The sequence below is a fragment of the Streptomyces sp. YJ-C3 genome, from assembly GCF_053891275.1.
Genome location: NZ_CM132685.1, coordinates 3,796,483 through 3,817,367, shown reverse-complemented (window position 1 = coordinate 3,817,367; position 20,885 = coordinate 3,796,483). Strand labels below are relative to the sequence as shown.

At 73.2% G+C, this 20,885-nt stretch carries 14 protein-coding genes and 1 pseudogene; 9 read left to right on the top strand and 6 right to left on the bottom strand.

The features are described 5' to 3' along the window. Window positions 1–147 precede the first annotated feature (147 nt). The 8 genes and pseudogenes from ACVHNB_RS16775 to ACVHNB_RS16740 all read left to right on the top strand — a co-directional run. Window positions 148–1,452 (top strand): hypothetical protein, encoded by a 1,305-nt coding sequence (locus ACVHNB_RS16775; RefSeq protein ID WP_456228482.1) that lies wholly within the window; start codon window positions 148–150, stop codon window positions 1,450–1,452. Then, entirely contained in the window at window positions 1,442–3,556 is a 2,115-nt protein-coding gene (locus tag ACVHNB_RS16770; RefSeq protein WP_456228481.1) for an AAA family ATPase, read from the top strand. The genes ACVHNB_RS16775 and ACVHNB_RS16770 overlap by 11 nt, the downstream gene beginning before the upstream one ends. Next, window positions 3,553–4,233 (top strand): 4Fe-4S single cluster domain-containing protein, encoded by a 681-nt coding sequence (locus tag ACVHNB_RS16765; RefSeq protein ID WP_456228480.1) that lies wholly within the window; start codon window positions 3,553–3,555, stop codon window positions 4,231–4,233. Before ACVHNB_RS16770 ends, ACVHNB_RS16765 begins: the two co-directional genes overlap by 4 nt. Then, the gene (locus ACVHNB_RS16760) at window positions 4,221–4,898 is read left to right on the top strand and encodes an FHA domain-containing protein (protein WP_428950351.1); all 678 of its coding nucleotides are present in this window, start codon (window positions 4,221–4,223) and stop codon (window positions 4,896–4,898) included. Before ACVHNB_RS16765 ends, ACVHNB_RS16760 begins: the two co-directional genes overlap by 13 nt. Before the next feature lie 97 nt (window positions 4,899–4,995). Beyond that, complete coding sequence (locus ACVHNB_RS16755) at window positions 4,996–8,154, top strand: protein kinase domain-containing protein (protein ID WP_456228479.1); 3,159 nt, start codon at window positions 4,996–4,998, stop codon at window positions 8,152–8,154. Then, a complete protein-coding gene (locus ACVHNB_RS16750) occupies window positions 8,151–12,155 on the top strand; it encodes a CHAT domain-containing protein (protein WP_456228478.1) in 4,005 nt (1,334 codons plus the stop codon). Before ACVHNB_RS16755 ends, ACVHNB_RS16750 begins: the two co-directional genes overlap by 4 nt. A 56-nt stretch (window positions 12,156–12,211) precedes the next feature. Next, window positions 12,212–12,826 (top strand): hypothetical protein, encoded by a 615-nt coding sequence (locus ACVHNB_RS16745; RefSeq protein ID WP_456228477.1) that lies wholly within the window; start codon window positions 12,212–12,214, stop codon window positions 12,824–12,826. Window positions 12,827–13,037: 211 nt separating this feature from the next. Continuing rightward, window positions 13,038–13,381, top strand: a pseudogene (locus ACVHNB_RS16740) (response regulator transcription factor); the annotation flags it as partial. Window positions 13,382–13,535: 154 nt separating this feature from the next. On the opposite strand, the gene ACVHNB_RS16735 reads toward ACVHNB_RS16740, so the two are convergent. Then, window positions 13,536–14,459 carry an endo-beta-N-acetylglucosaminidase H gene (locus ACVHNB_RS16735; RefSeq protein ID WP_428950356.1) on the bottom strand — a complete coding sequence of 308 codons (924 nt, stop codon included), beginning with the start codon at window positions 14,457–14,459 and terminating at the stop codon, window positions 13,536–13,538. A gap of 357 nt (window positions 14,460–14,816) precedes the next feature. On the opposite strand from ACVHNB_RS16735, the gene ACVHNB_RS16730 reads away from it, so the two are divergent. After that, on the top strand, window positions 14,817–15,503 hold the full coding sequence (locus tag ACVHNB_RS16730; RefSeq protein WP_428950357.1) for a phosphatase PAP2 family protein: 687 nt from the start codon (window positions 14,817–14,819) through the stop codon (window positions 15,501–15,503). Between the two features lie 12 nt (window positions 15,504–15,515). Here ACVHNB_RS16730 and ACVHNB_RS16725 read toward each other — a convergent pair whose 3' ends face one another. From ACVHNB_RS16725 to ACVHNB_RS16705, 5 genes are read right to left on the bottom strand one after another with little or no spacing between them, the layout of a single operon-like run. After that, the gene (locus ACVHNB_RS16725) at window positions 15,516–16,841 is read right to left on the bottom strand and encodes a glutamate-1-semialdehyde 2,1-aminomutase (protein ID WP_456228476.1); all 1,326 of its coding nucleotides are present in this window, start codon (window positions 16,839–16,841) and stop codon (window positions 15,516–15,518) included. A gap of 7 nt (window positions 16,842–16,848) precedes the next feature. Beyond that, window positions 16,849–17,400, bottom strand: a complete 552-nt coding sequence (gene rfbC / locus ACVHNB_RS16720) for a dTDP-4-dehydrorhamnose 3,5-epimerase (protein WP_428950359.1) — start codon at window positions 17,398–17,400, stop codon at window positions 16,849–16,851. Next, window positions 17,397–18,626 (bottom strand): polysaccharide pyruvyl transferase family protein, encoded by a 1,230-nt coding sequence (locus ACVHNB_RS16715; RefSeq protein WP_428950360.1) that lies wholly within the window; start codon window positions 18,624–18,626, stop codon window positions 17,397–17,399. The genes rfbC and ACVHNB_RS16715 overlap by 4 nt, the downstream gene beginning before the upstream one ends. Further along, complete coding sequence (locus ACVHNB_RS16710; RefSeq protein ID WP_428950361.1) at window positions 18,623–19,597, bottom strand: glycosyltransferase family 2 protein; 975 nt, start codon at window positions 19,595–19,597, stop codon at window positions 18,623–18,625. Before ACVHNB_RS16710 ends, ACVHNB_RS16715 begins: the two co-directional genes overlap by 4 nt. Beyond that, window positions 19,594–20,883 carry an MATE family efflux transporter gene (locus ACVHNB_RS16705; RefSeq protein WP_428957439.1) on the bottom strand — a complete coding sequence of 430 codons (1,290 nt, stop codon included), beginning with the start codon at window positions 20,881–20,883 and terminating at the stop codon, window positions 19,594–19,596. The genes ACVHNB_RS16710 and ACVHNB_RS16705 overlap by 4 nt, the downstream gene beginning before the upstream one ends. Window positions 20,884–20,885: the final 2 nt, after the last annotated feature.

The window sequence follows — 20,885 nt, the reverse complement described above, 5'->3', positions numbered from 1 at the left end:
TGTTGGGATTCCCGAAGCCCGGTCGCGGATGCGCCGTGTGAGGCATCATGGGCAGGAGGCAGCGCCCGAGGGAGTAGGTGCACGCCGTCAGCCGGCAGATGCGCGGAACCAGGGCCCTCCCGGTGCGACCGCGCCATAGGGGGGTCTGTGAGCAATTCCGCGGCCTATGAGTGGACCTACGTCGATCGCGAGGCGGAACGGCGCAGGGAGCTGCGTGCCCAACTGGCGCAGGAGACCGCCCGGTCGCGGAACCTGCGGGGGCAGGCCAGGTCTCTGCGTCGCGCGTACGGCACGGCCAAGGTCGACGTGCACATCGTCTCCGCCTCCGGTTCCGCCGACTCCACGGAGTTGGCCGCCGCCCTGGCGTCGGCCCGCGACATCAACGCGCGCGCGGAGTCCGAACTCAGCCGGGCCGCCGCCGACGTCTGGGCCACGTCGACCGACACGTCCGCCGACAGGAGCCGAGGGAGCCGGCGAACGGCTGCGCCCCGGCCCGCCACACGTCCGGCCGCCGCTCCCGCGGCCCGCGCCGCCGACGGGGAACACGCCTCGCGCGCGCGGGACGCCGCCGTGGCGCAGGCCGAGGCGCTGCTGAGCCGTGACGGCGCGTCCTGCGAGCCGGACGACCTGCCGGTGTTCGCCCGACGTCTTGAGGCGCTGCGTCAGGCGCGCGGCGCGGACGAGGCCCGGACGCTCTTCCACGATCTCGGCGTGCTCGTGCACAGGTCGACCCAGCGCCAGCGCGACGCGGCCCGGCGGTCCGCGGTGCGGGCGCGGCTGCTCGACCGTCTGGAGGATGCCGCGCCCGAGGACCGGGACCGGCTGTCGGCGGCGATCACCGAGTCGCCCGATCCGTCCCATCTGGAACGGGAGGTGGACTGGGCCGTGGCACAGGCGGAGACCGCCCGGCACCGCGCCACGGTCGCCGGCACCGTGATGGACGCGCTGCGCACGCGGGGGTACGCCGTCGGCGACGACTTCGCCGACCTGCTGACGGACGAGGGGAGCGTCGTCGTGCCGCTCGGCACGGCCGCCGACGGAGCGGACGGCGGGACCACCGCGTCCGACAACTACGGGGTGCGAGTGGCCCTGACGCCGGACCGGCCGGGCCTCAACACGGTACTGGTGGCCCGGACCGGCGCCACGGCCGAGGTGGACGATCAGGTCCAACGCTGGTTCTGCGACGAGCAGTTGCCCGGCATCGAGGACGCGGTGCGCCGACAGGGCGTCGAGCTGGCCCGGACGATGACGCTGCCGCCGGGCGTGCGCCCCACCGCGGTGCTGCCCGACGGTTCGTGGCCCGACGCGGAGAGCTCCCCCGACCACGCGGCGGAGGGCACGGAGGAGACGGCCTCGGCGAACGCGTCGGCCCAGCCGAAGCAGCGCCCCAAGAAGAAGCGGAAGACCCCGCGGTCCGCGGCATACGGGCAGGAGCAGTGGCGTGAACGCTGAGACCGCAGGGATGTTCGGGAAGGAGCGCGGGTCGTCCGCACCTGAGGCCCCGGCTCTGGCGCCCGCCTGGATCCGCGAGCTGGACATGGCCCTGACCGTCTATCCGCAGATCCTGCTGACCGGCAACGTCCGCGATGTGTTCCTCCTGCCCGAGGAGGGCGAAGGCGGCGTGGCGGCACCCGAACCGGACGGGCCGCCCACCCCGTACAGCCTGGAGGAGGTCGTCGAGTCGCTGTGCCGCACCCGGGGATACGGCGCCCTGGCCCGGCAGAGCCTGGTCGACGACCGGGTGCTCGCCTGGCGGCTGACCAACGATCCGTTCGCCTTCCCGCCCGCGCTGCGCCGCATGGCCGAGGAGGACGCCCGCACCGATCACGAACGCGAGGCGCGGGAGCGCGAGGAGCACAACGGCGCGGCCGATACCGACGATGCGGACGACGGCGACGACGTCGAGGCGGGCATCGCGCGCATCCGGGAGATCATGATCGGCACGGTCCGGCACACGGGGCCCGCGATCGGCCTGATCATCCCGTACACGGCCCGCCTGGGGTCGCCGCGCGGCCCGGTCGCCGGTGAGGCCGCGCGGCTGCTGGCCACGGTCGAGGAGCTGGGCCACACGGCGCGGCCGGTGCGCGGCACCGGGGGCGTGACTCCGTACAACACCATCTTCTGGGTGGTCGAGAAGCAGGAGGAACTGCCGCTCGAATTCGCCATCGGCAGCCGGGCGTTGCGCGTGATCAGTGTGCCCGAGCCGCCGCACGACCAGCGCCGCGCGGCCGGCCGGTTCGTCGTCGAGCGGCTGGCCGGACGCAGGACGGCGAAGGACGGCACGGCGGTCGCACCGGCGACGCGGGAGGAGCGGGACCAGGCGGCCGAGGCGCTGACCCGGTCCTCGCACGGGATGGGAGTAGGCGAGATCCTGGCCGTCGGCCGCATGGCCGCCGACCGGGGACTGCCGCTCGCCCGCCTCGACGAAGCCGCCAGGCTGTACCGGGTGGGGGTGCTCGACAACCCGTGGGCGACCCAGGCCGTGCGCGAGAACATCCTCAACGGCGAGGCGTATCTCAACGCCGAGGTCATCGGCCAGCCGCACGCGGTACGGCGGACCATCGAGATCTTCATGCGCTCGGCGGCCGGGCTCACCGGCGCCCAGTCGTCGAGTTCGCCCAGCCGGCCCCGCGGCACCCTCTTCCTGTCCGGGCCCACCGGTGTCGGCAAGACCGAACTCGCCAAGGGCGTCGCCAAGATGATCCTCGGTGAGGACGCCCGGCCGATCCGGTTCGACATGAGCGAGTTCGCCGAGGAGCACGCCAGGGACCGGCTGATCGGCGCGCCGCCCGGCTTCGTCGGACACAGCGCGGGCGGCGAACTGACCAACGCCGTGCGCGCGCACCCGATGAGCGTGCTGCTCTTCGACGAGATCGACAAGGCCCACCCGCGGCTGTTCGACCTGTTCCTGCAGATCCTGGAGGACGGTCGGCTCACCGACGGGCAGGGGGCCACGGTGCACTTCACCGAATGCGTGCTGATCTTCACGTCGAACCTGGGCGTGTCCGCGGAGGTGATCCGGCCGAAGAACCGTCGGGATGCGAAAGCGGGCGGCGGCGACGGCAGCGGGGACGGTCCGGAGGACCCCGGGAAGGAGAAGGCCGGGCAGGGGCCCCGGCTCAGCCGGCACGACAAGCCGGAGGACGTCCGCGAGGCGCTGCGCGCGGCTTTCGACACCTTCTTCAACGATCACATCGGCCGGCCCGAACTGCGCAACCGGTTCGGCGACAGTTTCGTCGCCATGGACTTCATCCAGCCCGACTCGGTACCGCCGATCCTCAACAAGGCGCTGGCCTCCGTGACCGCCCGGATCAAAGAGGTGCACGGCGCGGACCTCACGGTGGCCGACGACCCGTGGGAGGTCCTGCGGGTGGAGGCCACGCGGCGTCTCGACCACGGCGGCCGCGGAGTGGTGACGGCCGTCGAGTCCGCGCTGGTCAATCCGCTGTCGCGCGAGCTGTTCCACCAGCCGGCCCGGCCCGGCGACCGGCTCGAGGTGGAGGCGGTGGACGGCGAGGGTGACGCGTACGCGGTGAAGGTACGGCGAGGGACATGAGGGACGCACCGGCGGTGCCGACGCTGCGGGTGTCGCAGGTGCTCGGTCCGATCACCGCGCTGGGCCCGGGGCGACGCCTGGGGCTGTGGGTACAGGGCTGTCCCCTCGCCTGCGCGGGCTGTATGTCCCGGCACACCTGGGACCCCGGCGGTGGCCACGACGTCACCGTGGAGCGGCTGGCGCGCGTCTGGCAGCGCGCTCTGGCCGACGGTTACGACGGGCTGACGGTGAGCGGCGGTGAGCCTCTGGAGCAGCCGGAGGCGCTGGGCGCGCTGCTGGACACGGCGGACCGGGTGCGTCGCGACGTGGGCCGGGCCGAGGCCGACCTGCTCGTGTACACGGGATGGGAGGAGACCGAGATCGCCGCCTCGCCGTCGGCCGTGCTCGCGCTCCGGCACGCGGACGCCGTCGTCACCGGTCGGTACCGCGCGGGCGAGCCGACGCGTCTGGTGTGGCGCGGCTCGGCCAACCAGCGGCTGACGCCGCGCACCGCACGGGGCCGACGCCGTTACGGACCCCATCTCGACCGACGCACCGACCATCCCGAACTGCAGATACAGGTCACGGAGGATGCCGTGCACATCATCGGCGTACCCAGGCCAGGTGAACTGAGCTCACTGGAAAGCGACTTGACCACTCAGGGCCTGACCTTCCGGGAGAACACATGGCGACCGTGACCACCCGCTATCGCTGCCCGGTGACGCCCGACGACTGTCCGACGTCACCGCGCCGCGGCTACTGCCGGATCCACGAGTGGGAGCAACTCGTGCCTGAGCGGCAGTATCTGACGGTCGATGAGGAGGGCGACCGGCAGGGCGCCGCGACGTCCGGGCCGGGCTCCGAGCGCGACGCTCCGAGCCGAGGAGCCGACGCACCCGGCCGGGAGTCCCGGCCCGCCGGACCGGGGTCCGTCCCCCCGCAGCCCGACAGCCGTCCCGGTGCTCCCGCGCCCGCCACGCGCCTGCAGTCGGCGACGGGCCGGGCTACCGGGTCCGTCCCGGCCGCCCCGAGTCTCGCCCTCCTGGTGGCCGAGGTCCTCGTCCCCGTACGCGCCGCGGAGCGCGGGCCCACCCCGCTCGGGCGGGACTCCCCCGACTGCGCCCATGTGCCGGGACTGGCCGCGCTGGACCAGGTGTCCCGGGTCCACGCCGAGGTGTACTGGGACGCGGGCCGGCTCTATCTCGCCGACAGGGGCTCGTCCAACGGCACGTTCGTCGACGGCGAGCGCCTCACCCGCCCCGTCCAGCTGTGGCCCGGCACCCACCGCGTCCAACTGGCGCAGCCCCCGGAGGCCGTGGACATCAGCCTCGTCGAGCTCGACGAGTTCGGCTTGCCCCGCTGAGCCGTACGACGCCCTGTGGCGCTCACCGGCCGAACCGACGCCTTTCGCAAGAAGTCCTGTAGTACGCGCAGGACTTGGAAACCTTCGAGGACCCCTCATGGCCGACGACTCCGACGAGACACCGGCGCACCCCGCCGGCCCGCCCCGCAAGCAGCCCAGCCCGCCGACCCGCAGACAGCCGAGCCCGCGGACCCGCAAGCAGCGGCCCTCCGCCGCTCCCCCGAGCCCGCCGACACGCCTGCAGCGCGGCGCCCGGCCCGCCGACGACGCACAGCCGGAGCAGACCCGGCGCCAGGACGACCCGGCAGCGGTTCCCAGCCCCCGCACCCGCCTGCAGAATCCCGAGGCTCCCACCCGCGCCGGCCGGCCCGGCACCGATCCGCCCACGCGCCGTGAGACGGCAAACGCCGCCCGGTCCGACTTCCCCCAGGGCCTGCTCGACCGGTACGAGCCCCACAACGTCGCCGGTGTCGGCAGCGAGGGCACCGTCTGGCACGTGCGACGCCTCGCCGACGGCACCGACGCCGCGGTGAAGGTCGCGCACCCGGGCCAGTCCATGGACCTGGACACGCTGGAACACCTGGCGACCCCCGATTTCCGCCGCCACGTGCCCCGGATCCACGAGTTCGGGGAGGTCGCGGTCGGACCCGTCGTATGTGGCTGGGTCGCGATGGAGTATCTGCCGACCACGTTCGAGGACCACCTCACCCGGCGGCTGCGGGACGGGAAACCGCGCGAGAACCGGGCGCACACGGAACGGACGGTGCGCGAGCTCACCGACCTGCTCGACTTCTGGCAGTCCCGGATCGACCGGAACCCCCTCGACCTGAAACCGGCGAACATCCTCGTCCGGCAGCGCCGGGGCGGTGGCGGGGACCGGTCCCAGTTCGTCGTCGCGGACTTCGGCGGAGTCGCCCGGTTCACCGCCAGCCAGAGCTACCACGACTTCCAGATCACGGCCCTGTACATGGCGCCCGAGCAGATCGTCAACCAGAACCTCAAGGCCACCCCGTGGTGGACTGTCGGCCTCGTCCTCTACCAGGTGTTCACCGGCCGCCCGCTCTACGTCCTCGGCGACGACGCCCGGATCACCGACGAGGCCTGGACCAGGAAGCTGATCGTCAACCACGAGGTCGACCTGACGGCCGTCACGGACGCCCGGCAGAACCTGCTGCTCCAGGGCCTGCTCACCAAGGACCCCGACGACCGCTGGACCGCGGCCGAGGTCCGCCGCTGGCTCCGGGGCGAGAACCCGCCCGTGATCCGGCCCGACGCCCCCGACACCGCACCGGGCGCCCGCCACGCCAACCGGCCCATCACCTTCCGTGGCACCGCGCACCACGAGGCGGAGAGTCTGGCCGCCGCCATGGCGCAGCACTCCACGGAGGCCGCGGACTGGCTGGCGGGCCCGGACGGGTCCCGGCTCGCCACCTGGCTGCGCGACGAACTGGAGGACACCTCCTTCGACAGCGGCCAGTTGCTCGGGCTCGGCCGCGGTCCGGACAAGGCGACGCGGGCCGCCGTGGCGGCGCTCTCCTTCGTCGCGGTCTTCGCTCCCTCGGCCACCCCGCAGTACCGGGGCCGGCGCGTGGACGCCGAGGGCATCGCCCGCATCGCCCAGGGGCAGGGCGCGGTCGCGTTCCTCGACGAGCTGCTCAAGGCGAACGTGCCGATCATCGCGGCCGGTTTCGACTGCGCCCATCCCGATTGCGGCGAGCGGCGCTGCGCGGTGCTGCTCGCTCTCGCCGACGAACTGCCCCGCACCATCGAGGACGTACGCTCCCGGGCCCGGTCCGTGGGCCGGCGCGGGGGCGGCGACGGCCGTCTCGACCAGCGCGAGAGAGACGCCGCGTACGGGCTGGCCGCCGCGCTGATCGTGGACCCGGGGCGGCGCGGCCAGGCGCTCCTGCCGCTGACCGGACTGCCTCGTCCGCTCGCCGTGCTGCTCGCGAGGGCACCGGCGGTCGTGCTCGCCGTCCTGGTCCGGCTGGGCGCGCTGCGGCACCGTGCGGGTGCCGCGCTGCGCCGTGGTTCCGAGGACGCCGGGTTCCGGCGCGGCTGGGCGGATCTCCTGCGCCGGGCGGCGGGCGGTGACACGCGGACGGTACCGGGACGGGCCGCCCTCGTCGCCGCGGCCGTGCTGCTGCCGCGGGCGCTGCGCGCCGACGCCATCGGGCAGGACCACGACGTCACGTTCGCCGAGTGGTGGAGCGGCGCCCGGGGGCCGCTGGTCCGACGGCTGTTCGCCGCCGCCGCGCTGTTCACGATGTTCCTGCTGCTGATCTGGTCGGGCGCGATGCTCCGGTTCGTCTCGGACTCCGGGCTCGGCTGGGACGCGATGGACCCGTCCGACCGGCTGACCGCGCCCCTCGCGCGCGCCGCCGACGCCGCGTCCGCGGCCCAGACCGGGTTGTGCGCGGTGGCCCTCGCCTTCGCCGTGGCCTTCGCGGTGGCTCCGGCGCGGTTGTCCCTGCGACCGCTGCTGGCCGGTGCGGCGTTGACCGGGTACCTCGGGCACGCGCTCCCGGACCTGCCGCCCCTCGACGTGCTGCGGGCCCCGGACTGGCTGACCGAGTTCCTGCGCCCCCTGTTGGGCGGCTGGCGCAGCTGGAACGCCGTCGTGGCGCTGGTGATCGTCCCGTTGGTCTGTGTCGTGCTCCTGCGCCTCGCCCGCGGCCGGCTGGCCGAGGCCCGTGCCGCGGAGGAGCAGCAGGCCGGCCTGCGGCGACAGCGGACCGAGCAGCGGCGCGCCCGCGCCGGCCTGGCCCGGCACCCTTACCAGGACCCGAGCCGCTGGCGCACCGGGCAGCTCGGCACCCGGGACCGTGTGCTGTTCGCCATGGCCGGCCTGCTGACGCTGGTCACCCTGCTGTGGGCCGCCGTCGAGGTGCGGGTCGCGCTCACCGGGGAACACCGGACGCTCGCGTCGTGGGGAACGGGGCAGGAAGGCGCCTCCTACCAGTCGCAGTACGTGCTGGTCTGCGCGGCGGCGTGTGCGCTGGCCGCCCTGCTGTCTCCGGAAGGAGCGCGGCGGCTGCTCGGCGTCTGCGTCGTCGTGGTGGCCGCGCTCGGCCTGTGGCCACCGCCGGTCGAACCCGCGGAGGCGGTCAGCCGGCCGATCCTCTCCGGCCTGTTCGCGGACTTCGCCGGGACCTGGGGGCATGCGGCGTTCTGGTCGGCCCTGCTGCTGGCCCTGCCGCTGTGTCTGTACGCGGGCACCTTCGCCGTGCGCCGCACGCGGCGCGCCGCGCGATGACCGCCCCCACCGCGGCGGCCGGCCCGCCCGACCTCGCGCCCGGGGCGGGACCGGCCGAACTCCTCGACCACGCGGAGCAGTTGCTCGAACTCCACGACGCGCAGGACCGGCCCGAGGAGGCGGGGGTCTCCTGGCGCTCCTCCCGCGACGCGCTGCTGCGCGCCGACGGACTGCTGGTGGGGCAGGGCGGCGCCGTCGACCCGGCGGAGTTGGCCCGGTGCCGGTTCCTGCTGGGTCTCACCCTGTCGGTGGGCTACTGGCAGGCCGTCGGGGGCAACGCGGACGCGTACGAGGTGCACGACCCGCCACAGACGCGCGAGACGGCGATCCCGCTGCTGGCCGAGGCCCGGGCGACGCTGCACCCGGACGATCCGGAGTACGCCACGGCCTGTGTCCGCGTCGGTCTGCTGCTCCACTCCCGGTACGAGGACGCCCGTGCCGCCGAGGACGACGCGGCGACGGAGCCGTCCCCGCCCGCGGACCGGGTGACGGGGCCCGACGCGTCCGACCTCGTCGAGGCCCTCGCCGCCTTCGACGACGGCGTGCCCCGGCTCGACGAGGAGCCGCACCCCGGACTGATCGTGGCGTACGGCTGTGCGCTGGCCGACCGGTACGACCTCGACGCGGATCCCGAGGACATGCGGCGGGCGCGGGCCGCGCTGGAGTCGGTCCTCGACGGGCTCCGCCCGGTCGGCTGGGTGCCCGCCGAGGACGGGGCGGGCTCGTGGGCCGACGAGGCGGACGACCTGGAGACCGAGGCCAGGGTCCGGCTGATCCGGCTCCTCGACCCGGCTGCGGACACCGCCGACGGCGCGTCGGCCGTCGCGCACCTGGAGCTGCTCGCCGCGACCCTCCCGCACGAGCACCATGCGCGGATCTTCGCCGCCGCGCACCTGGTCGACGTCTACCGGGAGCGCGGCGACGGCCGCGTCAGCCCCGCGGACCGTCCGGCGTACCTGGCGAGCCTGCGCGATCTGTCACGCCTGGTGGATCCGGAGAGCCCGTATCGGGCCCAGGCGACGGCGATGCTGGGCGCCGCGCTCGCGGAACGGGACGAGTCCGCCGGGCCCGGCTCCCTGCCGACACCGGAGAACGAGCAGGCCGTCGGGCTGTTGCGTGAGGCCCTCGACGACCTGGCCGAGGACGACGGGCTGCGTCCGACGAGCCACGCCCTGCTGGGCTGTCTGCTCAACTCCCTGCGCGAGCACCATCCCGCGCGCTACGACAACGACGAGGCCCTGCATCATCTGGAGCGGGCCGTCGAGCTGATTCCGGCGGACGATCCGATGCGCAGCGATCTGCTCAATCAGCTCGCGCACGCCAGGATCGTCCGCAGCGACCAGGGCCACGTCGACCTGGAGGGGGTCGACCGCACGATCGCGCTGCTCAACGAGTCGATGCGGGTACCGTCGCAAACGCCCGGCTTCGGCTCGCAGTCGCACGGGGCGTACGCCGCCGCGCTCAGCCAGCGTCATGCGCTGTCCCATTCGTCGGACGACCTGGACGAGGCGATCCGGCATCTGACGGCGGCGTTCCGGCAGACCGCCGTCGACGACGTGAACCGGATCGTGTACCTGCAGAACCTGTCCATCAGCCTCTACCAGCGCTACCAGGAGGGCGGTGATCTCCAGGACCTGCAGACCGCGGCCCGCTACATCCAGGAGGTCAACGCCGTCGTCGCCGGCGGCGACCGGGCCGGTTTCGCCGATCTGCACCTGGTCGGGCAGGATCTGCCGTATCTCGAACACGGCCTGGTCCAGATGCAGTTCATGCTGGCCTCGGCCTCCCGGTCCCGCTCCGGGATGGCGGCCGCGGTCGAGGCCATGCGCCGACTGCAGACGTCCGTGCCCGAGGACGACCCGGGTCGCCTGGAGCTCGACGCGGACCTCGGACTGATGCTGCTGCTGTACTCCTTCTTCGGCGGCACGCCGCGCGACCGCGTGGACGGGCTCGCCCTCATGGCGGAGAGCGTGGAGGCGATGCCCGGGCAACACCCGCAGCGGCCACGTCTGTTGCTCCGCACGTCGGCCGCGCTGCTGATGACCTCGTTCGCGCCGTACAACAAGCGGGGCGTCGAGGCGGCGGAGAAGCTCGTGCGGGAGACCCTCGCCGCGGTGGAGCCGGACAGTCCCGAGGGGTTGCGCGCCACCACGCTGCACGCGGTCCTGTGCCACGCCCGGTTCGCCCACGGTCGGGCGCCCGCGGACGCCGACCGGGCCGTCGAGCTGGCGCGCGCCGCGCGGGAACGGATCGCGGACCGCCCGCCGTCCCCGCTGGCGACGCTGCTCGCCCAGGTGCTCTCCGATGTCCTGCGGGCCCGTTCGGGTTCCGGCGACGACGAGGCGGCGCGACGCACGGGGGTCGCCGGGCTGCGCGAGGCGGCCACCGTCGTCCTGCTCCAGGCCTCCGCCGAACCGGCGCTGCAGATGGCCCGCACGGCGTCCGAACGGGCCCTGACCATCGCCCGCTGGTGTCTGGCGGACGGCGATCTGCCCGGCGCGGTCGAGGCGTTGGAGCTGGGGCGCGGCCAGGTGCTGCACGCCTCCACCACCACGTCCGACGTGCCCGCTCTGCTGCGGGAGGCGGGCCGGGCGGATCTGGCCGAGGAGTGGGAGGGCGGCGGCCGGGCACCGACGCCGAACGACCTGGGGAGCCTGCTGGCCGGGGCCGGCTCGCTGCTGGGCGCCCTCGACGAGGGGGCCGAGCTGCCGCTCCCGGACGACCTGCGGCAGCGGACGCTCGCCGCGCTCGCCAAGTCGCGGGTGAACACCGCGTTGATGTCGCCGCCCACGGCCGAGGAGATCGCCGCCGCGCTGCACCGGGCCGGCGCGCACGCGCTGGTGTATCTGCTGCCGCCCGGTGGCGGGAGCGCGGGCCGGGCGGTCGTCGTCACGCACGATGCCCGCGTCGGCACTGTCGACCTCGGCCTGGTGCGGCGCGAGTCCCTCGATGTCCTGGCGACGTACCAGGAGGCCCACCGGCACCGTCAGGCCACGCTGGACCGGGACGCGTCCCCGGCCGAACGGAAGACGGCGCACGCACGCTGGCACGGCGCCCTGGAGGAGCTGTGCGACTGGGCGGGCACGGTGGTGATGGCCCCGCTCGTGCGCTCCCCGCTGATCAGGGAGGCGGGACCCGAACCCCATCTGATCCTGGTGCCGTTCGGCGATCTCGGCGGCGTCCCCTGGCACGCGGCCCTGCTGAGCAGCGGACTGCGGCACGGCGGCCCGCCGGTCCGGGCCGTCCACCGTCTCGCCCTCTCCTACGCCGCCTCCTCACGCCAGTTGCTGGAGGTGCTCGGCCGTCCCCGGCTGCCGCTGGACGCCGGTCCGGTGATCGTGGGCAATCCGGACGGTTCCCTGCCCGGCGCCACCACCGAGGCGCGGCATCTGCACGCGGCGCTCTATCCGCGCGGCAGACTGCTCGGCAAGGTGCGCCGCGCGGCCGGGCGCGGTGTGCCCGCGGAAGTACTGGCCGCGCTGCCGGGTCGCACGGGGGCCGGGGCCTCCGTTCTCCACCTGGCCTGCCACGCGCGGCCGTCGGGGAACTCCCCACTGGACGCCTGCTTGCTGCTGGCCGCGCCCGAGGACGGTTCCGGTCTGCTGCCCGTCCACGAGATCCTCCGGCAGGCCCGCGGCCGCCCGGTCGGCGCCCCCGGCGGCCTGGTGGTCCTCGATGCCTGCGTCAGCGACCACGCCACCGGCGACTTCGACGAGGCCCTGACCCTGTCGACCGCCTTCCTCGCGGCGGGTGCCACCGGGGTCGTGGGCTCCCGCTGGGAGGTGCTCGACGGTCTCACCGGCCTCATGATGTACGTCTTCCACGACCGCCTGCGCAAAGGATCGCCGCCGGTCCATGCCCTTCGCGAGACCCAGCTGTGGTTGCTGGACCCCCACCGCGAGATCCCCGAGAACATGCCACGCGCGGTGACCGACATCCTGAACGACGGAGATCCGGCAGCGCTCGAACTATGGGCCGCGTTCTCCTGTCAGGGACTGTGACGCGTCAGGTGACGGAGGCAGTCCGTTGGCATCGACAGGCGTACTGGGGAGGCTGGATGGATTCGGCTACGGCAGGTCTGCTGGCGGCGGCGGTGGGTGTGGGAGGCACGCTGGCCTCGGCCTGGCTGGTCCAGCGCCGCGCGGACGCCACCCGCAGAGAGGAGTGGCAGCACCTCGAGCGCACGCGGATCGCCGACCTCGCGGCCCAGCAGCGAACGGTGATGGTGGAGGCCCGGAAGGCGGCTTACATCGCGTTCAATGCTGCCGCTCGGCACTACCTGGCGAGCCTCAACGATCACGTCCACGCGCTGCGCCTCGGCACGGAGACCCCGCAGACCTCGTTCGACGCCGTCGAAACGGCACGTGCGGAATACCGCCAGTGGTACGCCGAGGCACAGATGATCGTGCCGGACCAGGTGCTGGCACAGGTACGCACGGTCAACACCGGCATCGCTGCCGTCTACGGAATCCTCGCCCGCATCACGCGAGGGACAGCCCGTGAAGGCGAGGACATCGCCACCGCACAGTCCCGGATCAAGGAAAGCTGGCGGGCCCTGTCCCTGATGCGGGCGACCATGCGCGCGGACCTGAACGTGACAGCGCCTTCGTCCGACCCCCGGCATCCAGGACCGCCCCCACCCTCCGTACCCGGCAGCTCTACGCGCGGGTGAGGGCCACCCGGGGGCATCCATGGGATGCGGCCGCACTGTCCAGGAAGTGCTGGAACGGCGTCCGCTTGAGCTTGACCACCGTGGACGCCGGCCGGCCGGCACGGCGAGCGCGGTCCATGAGAAGGCTCTCGTACTCGGGGTGCCAGCGCGCAGCTGTTCTGGATCCGGGAGTCGTCGCCGTGGGTGAGCGGGTCCGCCTTGCCGGCCCGGCCTCCTCACATCGGCCGCCGACCGGGACCTTGTCCCAGCATGCCGCGCCGCCTTGCGCGACGAGTCGTTCGTCTGCGCGGAGGCACACAGACCACGCTGGTGCGCAGTTATGTCGACCGTGTCCGGCGAGGCGACGACCTTCCCGATCGTGCCGTCACCGACCGTGAGGAAGAGGTCCTCAAGCTGGTCGCCGAGGGCCGCTCCTCCCAGGAGATCGGCGAGTTGCTCTTCATCAGCACGAAAACCGTGGAACGTCACCGGGCGAGCATCCTCCAGCGGCTCGGCATGCGTGACCGCACCGACCTGACGCGCTACGCGATCCGTACCGGCCTCATCGAACCCTGAACGGCAGACCGTGCGCCGGCCTCGGTCGCCGGTGGCCAAGACGCGCGGGCCGCGCCCCCGACATCGTTGTCGAGGGCGCGGCCTGCACAAGGCGCGTCACTACGGCATGCGGCGAGCCCCGCGGGGGCACCGCGCGCCGGAGCGTGCGGTCGGATCACGGCGTGTAGACGGCGTCACTGCCGTACAGCTCCCTGGTGAACGCGGAGACATCGGCGCTGCGGTCGGAGCCGTCGAGGTTGTACGTCAGGTAGACGCCGTATCCCTCGCTGACGGTACGGCGGGCGAGGTCGGCGACCGTGCTCTGCGGGGTTCCGCCGATCTCGACGGCCGCCGGCGACAGCTGCGACTTGGGCAGGGCGATGCCGGGGACCTGCCAGCTGCCGTAGTACGGGTTCCAGGCGTAGTCGAACTTGGACGAGATGTCGACGCCGCCGTAGGAGAGGCGCGACGCGGCCGGGCCGATGTTGTAGAGGCTGATGATCTTGTCCGGCATGTTCGCGCGCAGCGCCGTCACCAGGTGCACGAACGAACTGTCGTTGGGCTGGCCGGTGCCGTTGTTGCCGTACTCGGCGTACTCGTCGTCGAAGTCGATGCCGTCGAGGCCGTACTTGGTGACGGTGTCCGACAGTTGCGTCGCGAACGCCGAAGCCGCCTGCTGGGACGGGAAGTTGGCGAAGCCCGCGCCCTGGTGGTTGCCGAGCACCGAGAGGACGACCTTGATGCCCTTCTGCTGCAACGGCCGTATCTCCGTGGCGGCGTTGTCGAGGACGCGCTGCACGTTCTCGTTGAAGGACAGATAGGCCGCCTTCGAGCCCGTGTCGTAGTTGATGTTCGCCGCGAAGATCACGGCGACGTCGAAGACGTTGCCGCCGCCATTGGCGAGGGTGTACTTGCCGACGTTCAGCATGCTGTTGTTGTTCACCTCGACGTACGCCACCGAGGTCGGCCCCTGTTTCGCGGGCGCGGGAGCGGGGGCCGCTGCCGCGCCGGCCGTGGCGGTCGTGCCGAAGGCGAGAGCTGCGACGGCCGAGAGCGCGAGCGCGGCCGTCCGCGCTCTGCGCCGTACCAGAGTGAACATCGTTGATCGGTCTCCCCTCGCATGGATCGGCGCCCGACCTGTTCGAAAGCGCCGAGTGAGCCCTCCGAGTTTTCCTCTCACGTGACCGAATTCCGAGAATCGTGCGCGAACCCTTCACGACTCCCACGCACCTCGCGCCACAACTACGGCCCGGGGTAGCAGAGTTGCCCCCATCCTCGCGAAGGTGTTTCGTCGCATCTCGTACGTTCTGGGACGCTACGCTGATCCCCAGGAACAGCTCTCCGTGGGACGGTCATGGCCGCTGGAGGGTGGTCGGACACCACGGGGAGGGCTCGCATTGGAACGCCTGGCCGGAGCGGACAGCGAAACCGCGGGTCGACCGGACGCGGTGAGCGTGTGACCGGCCGTCCGGCACCCGCGGTACTGCCCCCGACGCTGCGCTCGCGGCTCGGGCCGATCGCGGTGCTCGCCGCGCTGGTGGTCGTCGTGATCGGGGTCCTGTATGCCGGCCACACTCAGCCCGGCCGGGTGGACAGGTGGTTCGTCGATCCGACCGCGGACAGTGTGCAGCAGCCGTGGCGGAACATCGCTCTGGCCATCGACTTCTGGGGGGAGCCCGCCGGCGCGGCGATCCTGGTCGTGCCCGCCGCGGCGGCCTGCCTGCTGCTCAGGCGTCCCCGCGGGGCCGTGCTCCTCGTCGCCGGCGTCGGCCTGGCCGTGGCGACGACGACGCTGCTCAAGCCTCTGGTGGGGCGCACCATCCACGGCCCCGACAATCTGTCCTATCCGAGCGGGCACACCGCCTTCGCCACCGCGCTCGCCCTCGCGGTGGCGCTGCTCGCGACCGGCCGGCTCGGCCTCGGCAGGACGGCCGGCACGTCACTCGTGCTCGGCGCGGCGCTGGTGGCCGGCGCCGCGATGGGATGGGCGCAGGTCGCCCTGGGCGCGCACTACCCGACCGATGTCCTCGGCGGCTGGTGCACCGCGCTGGCGGTGGTACCGGCGACCGCATGGCTGATCGACCGGACGGCCGACCGGCGGGCAGACCGGTCGGCCGACGCCCCTCTGCCGGAGCGTCTCTGACGTCACGTCACGTCATGCCAGGCGGCGGAAGACGGGTTTCACCGGCCGCCCGCCCACCCAGGGGGTGGGGTCGGCGGCGTCCAGTGCCTTCCGGTACACCGCACATGCCTGGGCCACGACGTCGACGGTGTGATCGATGTCGGCGTCGTCGAGCGCGCTGCTCACCACGAACGACGGGGCCAGCACTCCGCCCGCGAGGAGCCTGCGCAGGAACAGGGTGCGGTACTGCTGCGACGGCTGCCCGTTCTCGTCGAGAGTGGCGAAGACCAGGTTGCTGGCCCGGCCCCGGACGACGACGTGCTCGGCGACGCCCATGCTCGCCGCCGCGTCGCGGACCCCGGCGGCCAGCCGCTCGCCGAGGGCGTGCAGCCGCGCGGTGATCCCTTCCTCGACGTAGGTGGCCTGCACGGCCATGGCGGCCGCCAGGGAGTGCGTTTCCGCTCCGTGCGTGGTGGACAGCAGGAACACGCGGTCCCCGGAGTGCCGCAGCCCGCCCCGCTCCATCAGTTCGCGGCGTCCGGCCAGCGCGGAGACGGCGAACCCGTTGCCCAGCGCCTTGCCGAACGTGGAGAGGTCGGGCACGACACCGTACAGGCCCTGGGCGCCCGCCTCGGACCAGCGGAAGCCGGTGATCATCTCGTCGAAGATCAGTACGCAGCCGTGCCGGTCGGCCAGCTCGCGCAGGCCCTCGAGGTACCCGGGCGCGGGTTCGGTGTGGCCGGCGGGTTCGAGGATCAGGCAGGCGATCTCGTCCTGATACCGGGTCAGCATCTCGTCCGTGGCGGCCAGGTCCCCGTACGGGAAGGACACGGTGAGCTCGGTGGTCGCCGCCGGAATACCGGCGGACATGGGTGTGGTGCCGATGAACCAGTCGTCGACGGAGAAGAACGGATGGTCGCCGCAGATGGCCACCCGCGGGCGCCCGGTGACGGCGCGGGCGAGGCGCACCGCGGCGGTGGTGACGTCGGAGCCGTTCTTCGCGAACTTCACCATCTCCGCGGTCGGCACCGTGGCCAGGAAGCGTTCGGCGGCCTCGACCTCCACGACGGAGGGCCGGACGAAGTTGCTGCCGCGGTCGAGTTCCCGGCGCGCCGCCTCACTCACCCGTGGGTGGGCATGGCCGAGGCTGACCGACCGCAGGCCGGAGCCGTACTCGATGTAACGGTTGCCGTCGAGGTCCCACACGTGGGCACCGCGGCCGTGGCTGATGACCGGGGCCAGGTCCTCGGGGTACTGGTCGTCGCCCTTGGCGTAGGTGTGCGCGCCGCCCGGGATCAGGGCGTGCAGCCGCTCGTTCGCCGTCCGCGACCGGGGCAGGGAGAACTCTTCGGTGTCCACGGTGAGTTCAGCTCTCTTTCTGCTTCAGGGCCTCGGCGAGTCCCGGCGCCTTCCGATCCCGCTCGGAGATCGATGTGACCGGCAGCGGCCAGGGAATGGCGAGTTCAGGGTCGTCGAAGGCGATCGTCACGTCCTCGGCCGGATCGTGCGGGCGGTCGATCCGGTACGAGGTGTCGGCGGTCTCGGTCAGCGCCTGGAAGCCGTGCGCGCACCCCGCCGGGATGTACAGGGTCACCTGCGTCTCGCCGGACAGATCGAAGGAGGCCACGTTGCGGTAGGTCGGCGAGTCGGGCCGCAGGTCGACGACGACGTCGAAGATCCGCCCGTACGAGCACCGCACCAGCTTGGCCTCGCCCGCGCCGGAGCGCAGGTGCAGGCCGCGCAGTACGCCGCGGACCGAGCGGGACACGCTGTCCTGGATGAAGGCGTCCGGGTCGAGGCCGACCGAGCGGACCACGTCGGCGTCGAAGGTGCGGCAGAAGAAGCCGCGTTCGTCGGCGTACGGCGTCGGCTCGAACAGGTAGGCGCCGGAGATCTCCGGGACTGCGGTCGCTTTCATGAGGTCTCCTGCCGGGCGTGGGCTTTGGCGCCGGCGTCGGCGGTCGCCGGGAAAAGGGCCGTGGTCAAGGCGGTGAATTGATGCGCGAGTTGTCGGGTGGCGGCCAGGTTCCGCTCGGCGAGGGTCCGGCGCAGTTCGGCCGAGCGCTTCTCCAACGCCCGGAACTGCTGCATCAGTTGGTCGGCGTCGACCTCACGGGCCGGATGGCAGTACGCGGCAAGTCCCATCTGCGCCATGAGCGCGTCGCTCTTGGCCGCGTAGCTGAGTGCGAGTGTCGGTGTGCCGGCCTTCAGCGCGCAGATCAGGTTGTGGTAGCGGGTGGCCACCACGGTGTCGGCGGCCGCCGTCTCCTTCATCAGGTCGGCCAGCGAGGTCGCCTCGGCGGCGGTGACCAGCGGTGAGTCCACCGCGTCGGTGATCGCGGCGACCACCGGCGCGTCGCATTCGTCGCCGGTGAGCAGCCGGACCGGCCTGCCGTCCTCGACGAGCGCGCGCACGAACCGGGTCGTGCCGTCGAGGTAACGGCGGTGGATCTCCTCGGACCGGGCACGGTCGTCGTTGCCGCCGTGGAAGTCCATGACCCCGACGCAGACCGGGCCCGGCGGGCCCGGTGCCGCGCTCGCCGACGGCGTCGGCAGGGCGAAGGCGAGGTCCGGGTAGACCTCGTCGCGCGTGGTGTCCACGCCCATCTCCCGTATCGCGTCCCGGGACTGGGTGTCACGGTACGAGCGGTAGGTGGCGAGCCGGGCCGACCAGCGCACCAGCGCGCGGGTCGGACGGTTGCCGATCGGGGCGGCGCCGACGCCGACCAGCGCCGTCCGGGTGCGCAGTACGCGGCCGCTCGCGCAGAGCAGGAACAGCGCGTACGGGAAGCCCCACGGCCGCAGCGGCAGCGTGGCCTCCAGGACGCCCATGCCCGGCACGATCACCACGTCGTGCCGGCGCACCCAGGCGGCGGTACGGACGACGTCGACGAGTTTGCCCAGGCCCTTGCCCGCGATCGCGCCCGCCCGTGACGCGGTCCGGTACTCCCCGCGGTACCAGTGCAGCCGCGTCGCGGGAATCCCGAACCGGGCCGTGACGGCCTCGGGGCCACCGCACAGTGCGTCCACGACCGCTTCCGGGTGGTCGGCGCGGAGGTATCCGAGCACCGCTTCGAGCGACCCGTCGTTGCCGAGGTTGCCGGAGCCGAGCAGGCCGAACACACCGACCCGCACCGGGGTCACGCCTGTCCCCCTTCACGACCTTCACGACCCGCACGGCCCTCACGCCCGGCGACGAGGGCGTCGACGGAGACGGTGAGCTTGGCCGGGTCGACCGGAGCGCGGTCCTCGACCCGTTCGCCGGCGCCCGGACGGACCCGGCTGGTCATCCAGGTGGCCAGGTGGCGGTGGCACGCGCGCCGGTCGGCCGCCGACAACGGCGCCCGCCGGATCGCCGAGGCGAAACCCCAGACGTACTCGGCGAGCAGCCGGGGCGTCGGGTGCAGCGGGCCGGCCCGGCGCGGGTCCAGGTTGACGCACCGGGAGCGCTTGGAAGGGTTCGCCCGTTCGGCGCGGGTGGGATGGTCGCGGCGGAAGTAGAGGAGCTCCGGCACCTGGTGGAAGGCCCCGTGCAGGGTGATCTCGGCGACGAACGTGCGGTCCGCGTGGTGGTAGCTGTCGTGCGGCTTCACCCGGCGCAGCACGTCGGCCCGCATCACCCCGTAGAAGTCGTCGCCGCCGGGCTCGAACAGCAGGCTGCGGAAGCGCTCGGGCGCGCTGGGCGAGTCTGTGGCGAGCGTGTACTCGTAAGGCACCTTCACCTGCCCGTCGCCGTCGATGACCGCCTGGTCGGAGTGCGCGAGGACCACGTCCGGCCGCTCGTCGAGGGCCTCCACGCAAGCCCGCAGCAGGTCCCGCGCGTACAGGTCGTCGTGCGAGGCCCACTTGAACAGCTCGCCGCGGCACTGGGTGAACACGTAGTTGTGGTTCGGCGCGGCGCCGATGTTCTTCAGCAGCCGGATGTAGCGGATGCGGGAGTCCTGCGCGGCGTACTTGCGGCAGATGTCCTGGGTCCCGTCGGTCGAGGCGTTGTCGGTGATGACCAGCTCGAAGTCCTCGTAGGTCTGGCCGAGCAGGGCGTCGAGCGACTCGGCGAGGTACTCCTCGCCGTTGTACACGGGCAGGCCGATGCTCAGCCTGGGGTGGGCGGTCATTGCGTCCTCACTTCGGGGATGGGGTTCTGGTGGCGCTCGCGCAGGGCGGACCGCAGGTGCAGCCACCACACGGCCGAGCTGCAGACGGTCGCGGCGGCGACGCCCCAGGCCGAGCCGACCGTGCCGCCGACGACCGCGCCGCCGAGTCCGCCGCCGACGTAGCAGGCGGAGGCGAACAGTTGGCAGCGCAGGCTGCGCCGGGCCGCGGCGAGCGCGCGCAGTCCGGCCGCCGCGCCGGTGCCGAGGCCGCTGCCCGCGACGCCGAGGGTGGCCGGCACGATGAGCTGGGAGGCGGAGTGCCAGACGTCGCCGAGGACGAGTTCGCCGGCCCGGTCGGGCATCAGGAGCAGCGCGGCGCCCCACAGCAGCGCGGCGGCGGCCTGCCCACCGCCCAGCAGGAGGCAGAACTTGGCGAGGCGTTGCGGGGCCTGCCGCAGCACCCGTGCCGCCTCCGCGACGGTCACCAGCGAGAGCCCCATCAGCAGGGCGAGGAACGGGCCGAGGAGCAGCTCGGCGCCCCGGACCGCGCCCACCGCGCCGACGCCGACGATCGCGCCGAGCCCGTACGCCCGCAGCTGGCTCGCGCCGCTGAGGCTGACGTTCTCGACCAGGTACCGGTAGCCCAGGTCGCGCTGCTCGCGCAGCCACCCGCGCGCCTGGGTCACCCGGGGCCGAATGCCGGACTGCAGGCAGCCGTACGCCGCGGCCACCGCGGCGGACACGCCCCAGGCGAGCACGAAAGCGGCGACGCTGCCCACGCGGGCCGCCACGACCATGGCCGGGACGAGCGCGACGCCCCACACGAGGTCGTTGACGAACGCCTTGCGCCCGGCGCCGGCGGCGAAGAACGCGAACCGCCAGGCGTCCTGCAGCAGCAGCGCGGGCAGCACGACACCGAGAGAGACGAACGCGGGCCCCACCCGGCCGCCGAGGCCGAGCCCGACCAGCAGGCACACCGCGCCGAGGGCGGTACCGACGCCGAGCGCGGCACCCGACGACCGGCCGGCCGCCGCACGCCAGGACGCCTCCGGCACGCCGCTGAAGCGCACCACGAGCGGGTCGGTGGCGAGACCGCGGGCGACGTTGAGCACCACGCCGTAGGTCAGCCAGGCCAGGCTGAACACGCCGAACGCGGTCACCCCGAGCGAGCGTGCCACGTAGATGCCCACCGCGAAGTTGGTCATGCTGGAGGCCGCCTGGTCGGCCAGTCCCCAGGACAGCCGGCCGACGACGGCCCGCCGCGCGCTCGCCGTCTTCGGCCTCGTCTTCTCCCCCTCGGTGGTCATCG

Bases quoted from the DNA above. Each gene is read 5' to 3' on its own strand.
- rfbC (WP_428950359.1), bottom strand. From the start codon at position 17,400: ATGAAAGCGACCGCAGTCCCGGAGATCTCCGGCGCCTACCTGTTCGAG.
- ACVHNB_RS16760 (WP_428950351.1), top strand. From the start codon at position 4,221: ATGGCGACCGTGACCACCCGCTATCGCTGCCCGGTGACGCCCGACGAC.
- ACVHNB_RS16705 (WP_428957439.1), bottom strand. From the start codon at position 20,883: ATGACCACCGAGGGGGAGAAGACGAGGCCGAAGACGGCGAGCGCGCGG.
- ACVHNB_RS16745 (WP_456228477.1), top strand. From the start codon at position 12,212: ATGGATTCGGCTACGGCAGGTCTGCTGGCGGCGGCGGTGGGTGTGGGA.
- ACVHNB_RS16735 (WP_428950356.1), bottom strand. From the start codon at position 14,459: ATGTTCACTCTGGTACGGCGCAGAGCGCGGACGGCCGCGCTCGCGCTC.
- ACVHNB_RS16755 (WP_456228479.1), top strand. From the start codon at position 4,996: ATGGCCGACGACTCCGACGAGACACCGGCGCACCCCGCCGGCCCGCCC.
- ACVHNB_RS16765 (WP_456228480.1), top strand. From the start codon at position 3,553: ATGAGGGACGCACCGGCGGTGCCGACGCTGCGGGTGTCGCAGGTGCTC.
- ACVHNB_RS16710 (WP_428950361.1), bottom strand. From the start codon at position 19,597: ATGACCGCCCACCCCAGGCTGAGCATCGGCCTGCCCGTGTACAACGGC.
- ACVHNB_RS16750 (WP_456228478.1), top strand. From the start codon at position 8,151: ATGACCGCCCCCACCGCGGCGGCCGGCCCGCCCGACCTCGCGCCCGGG.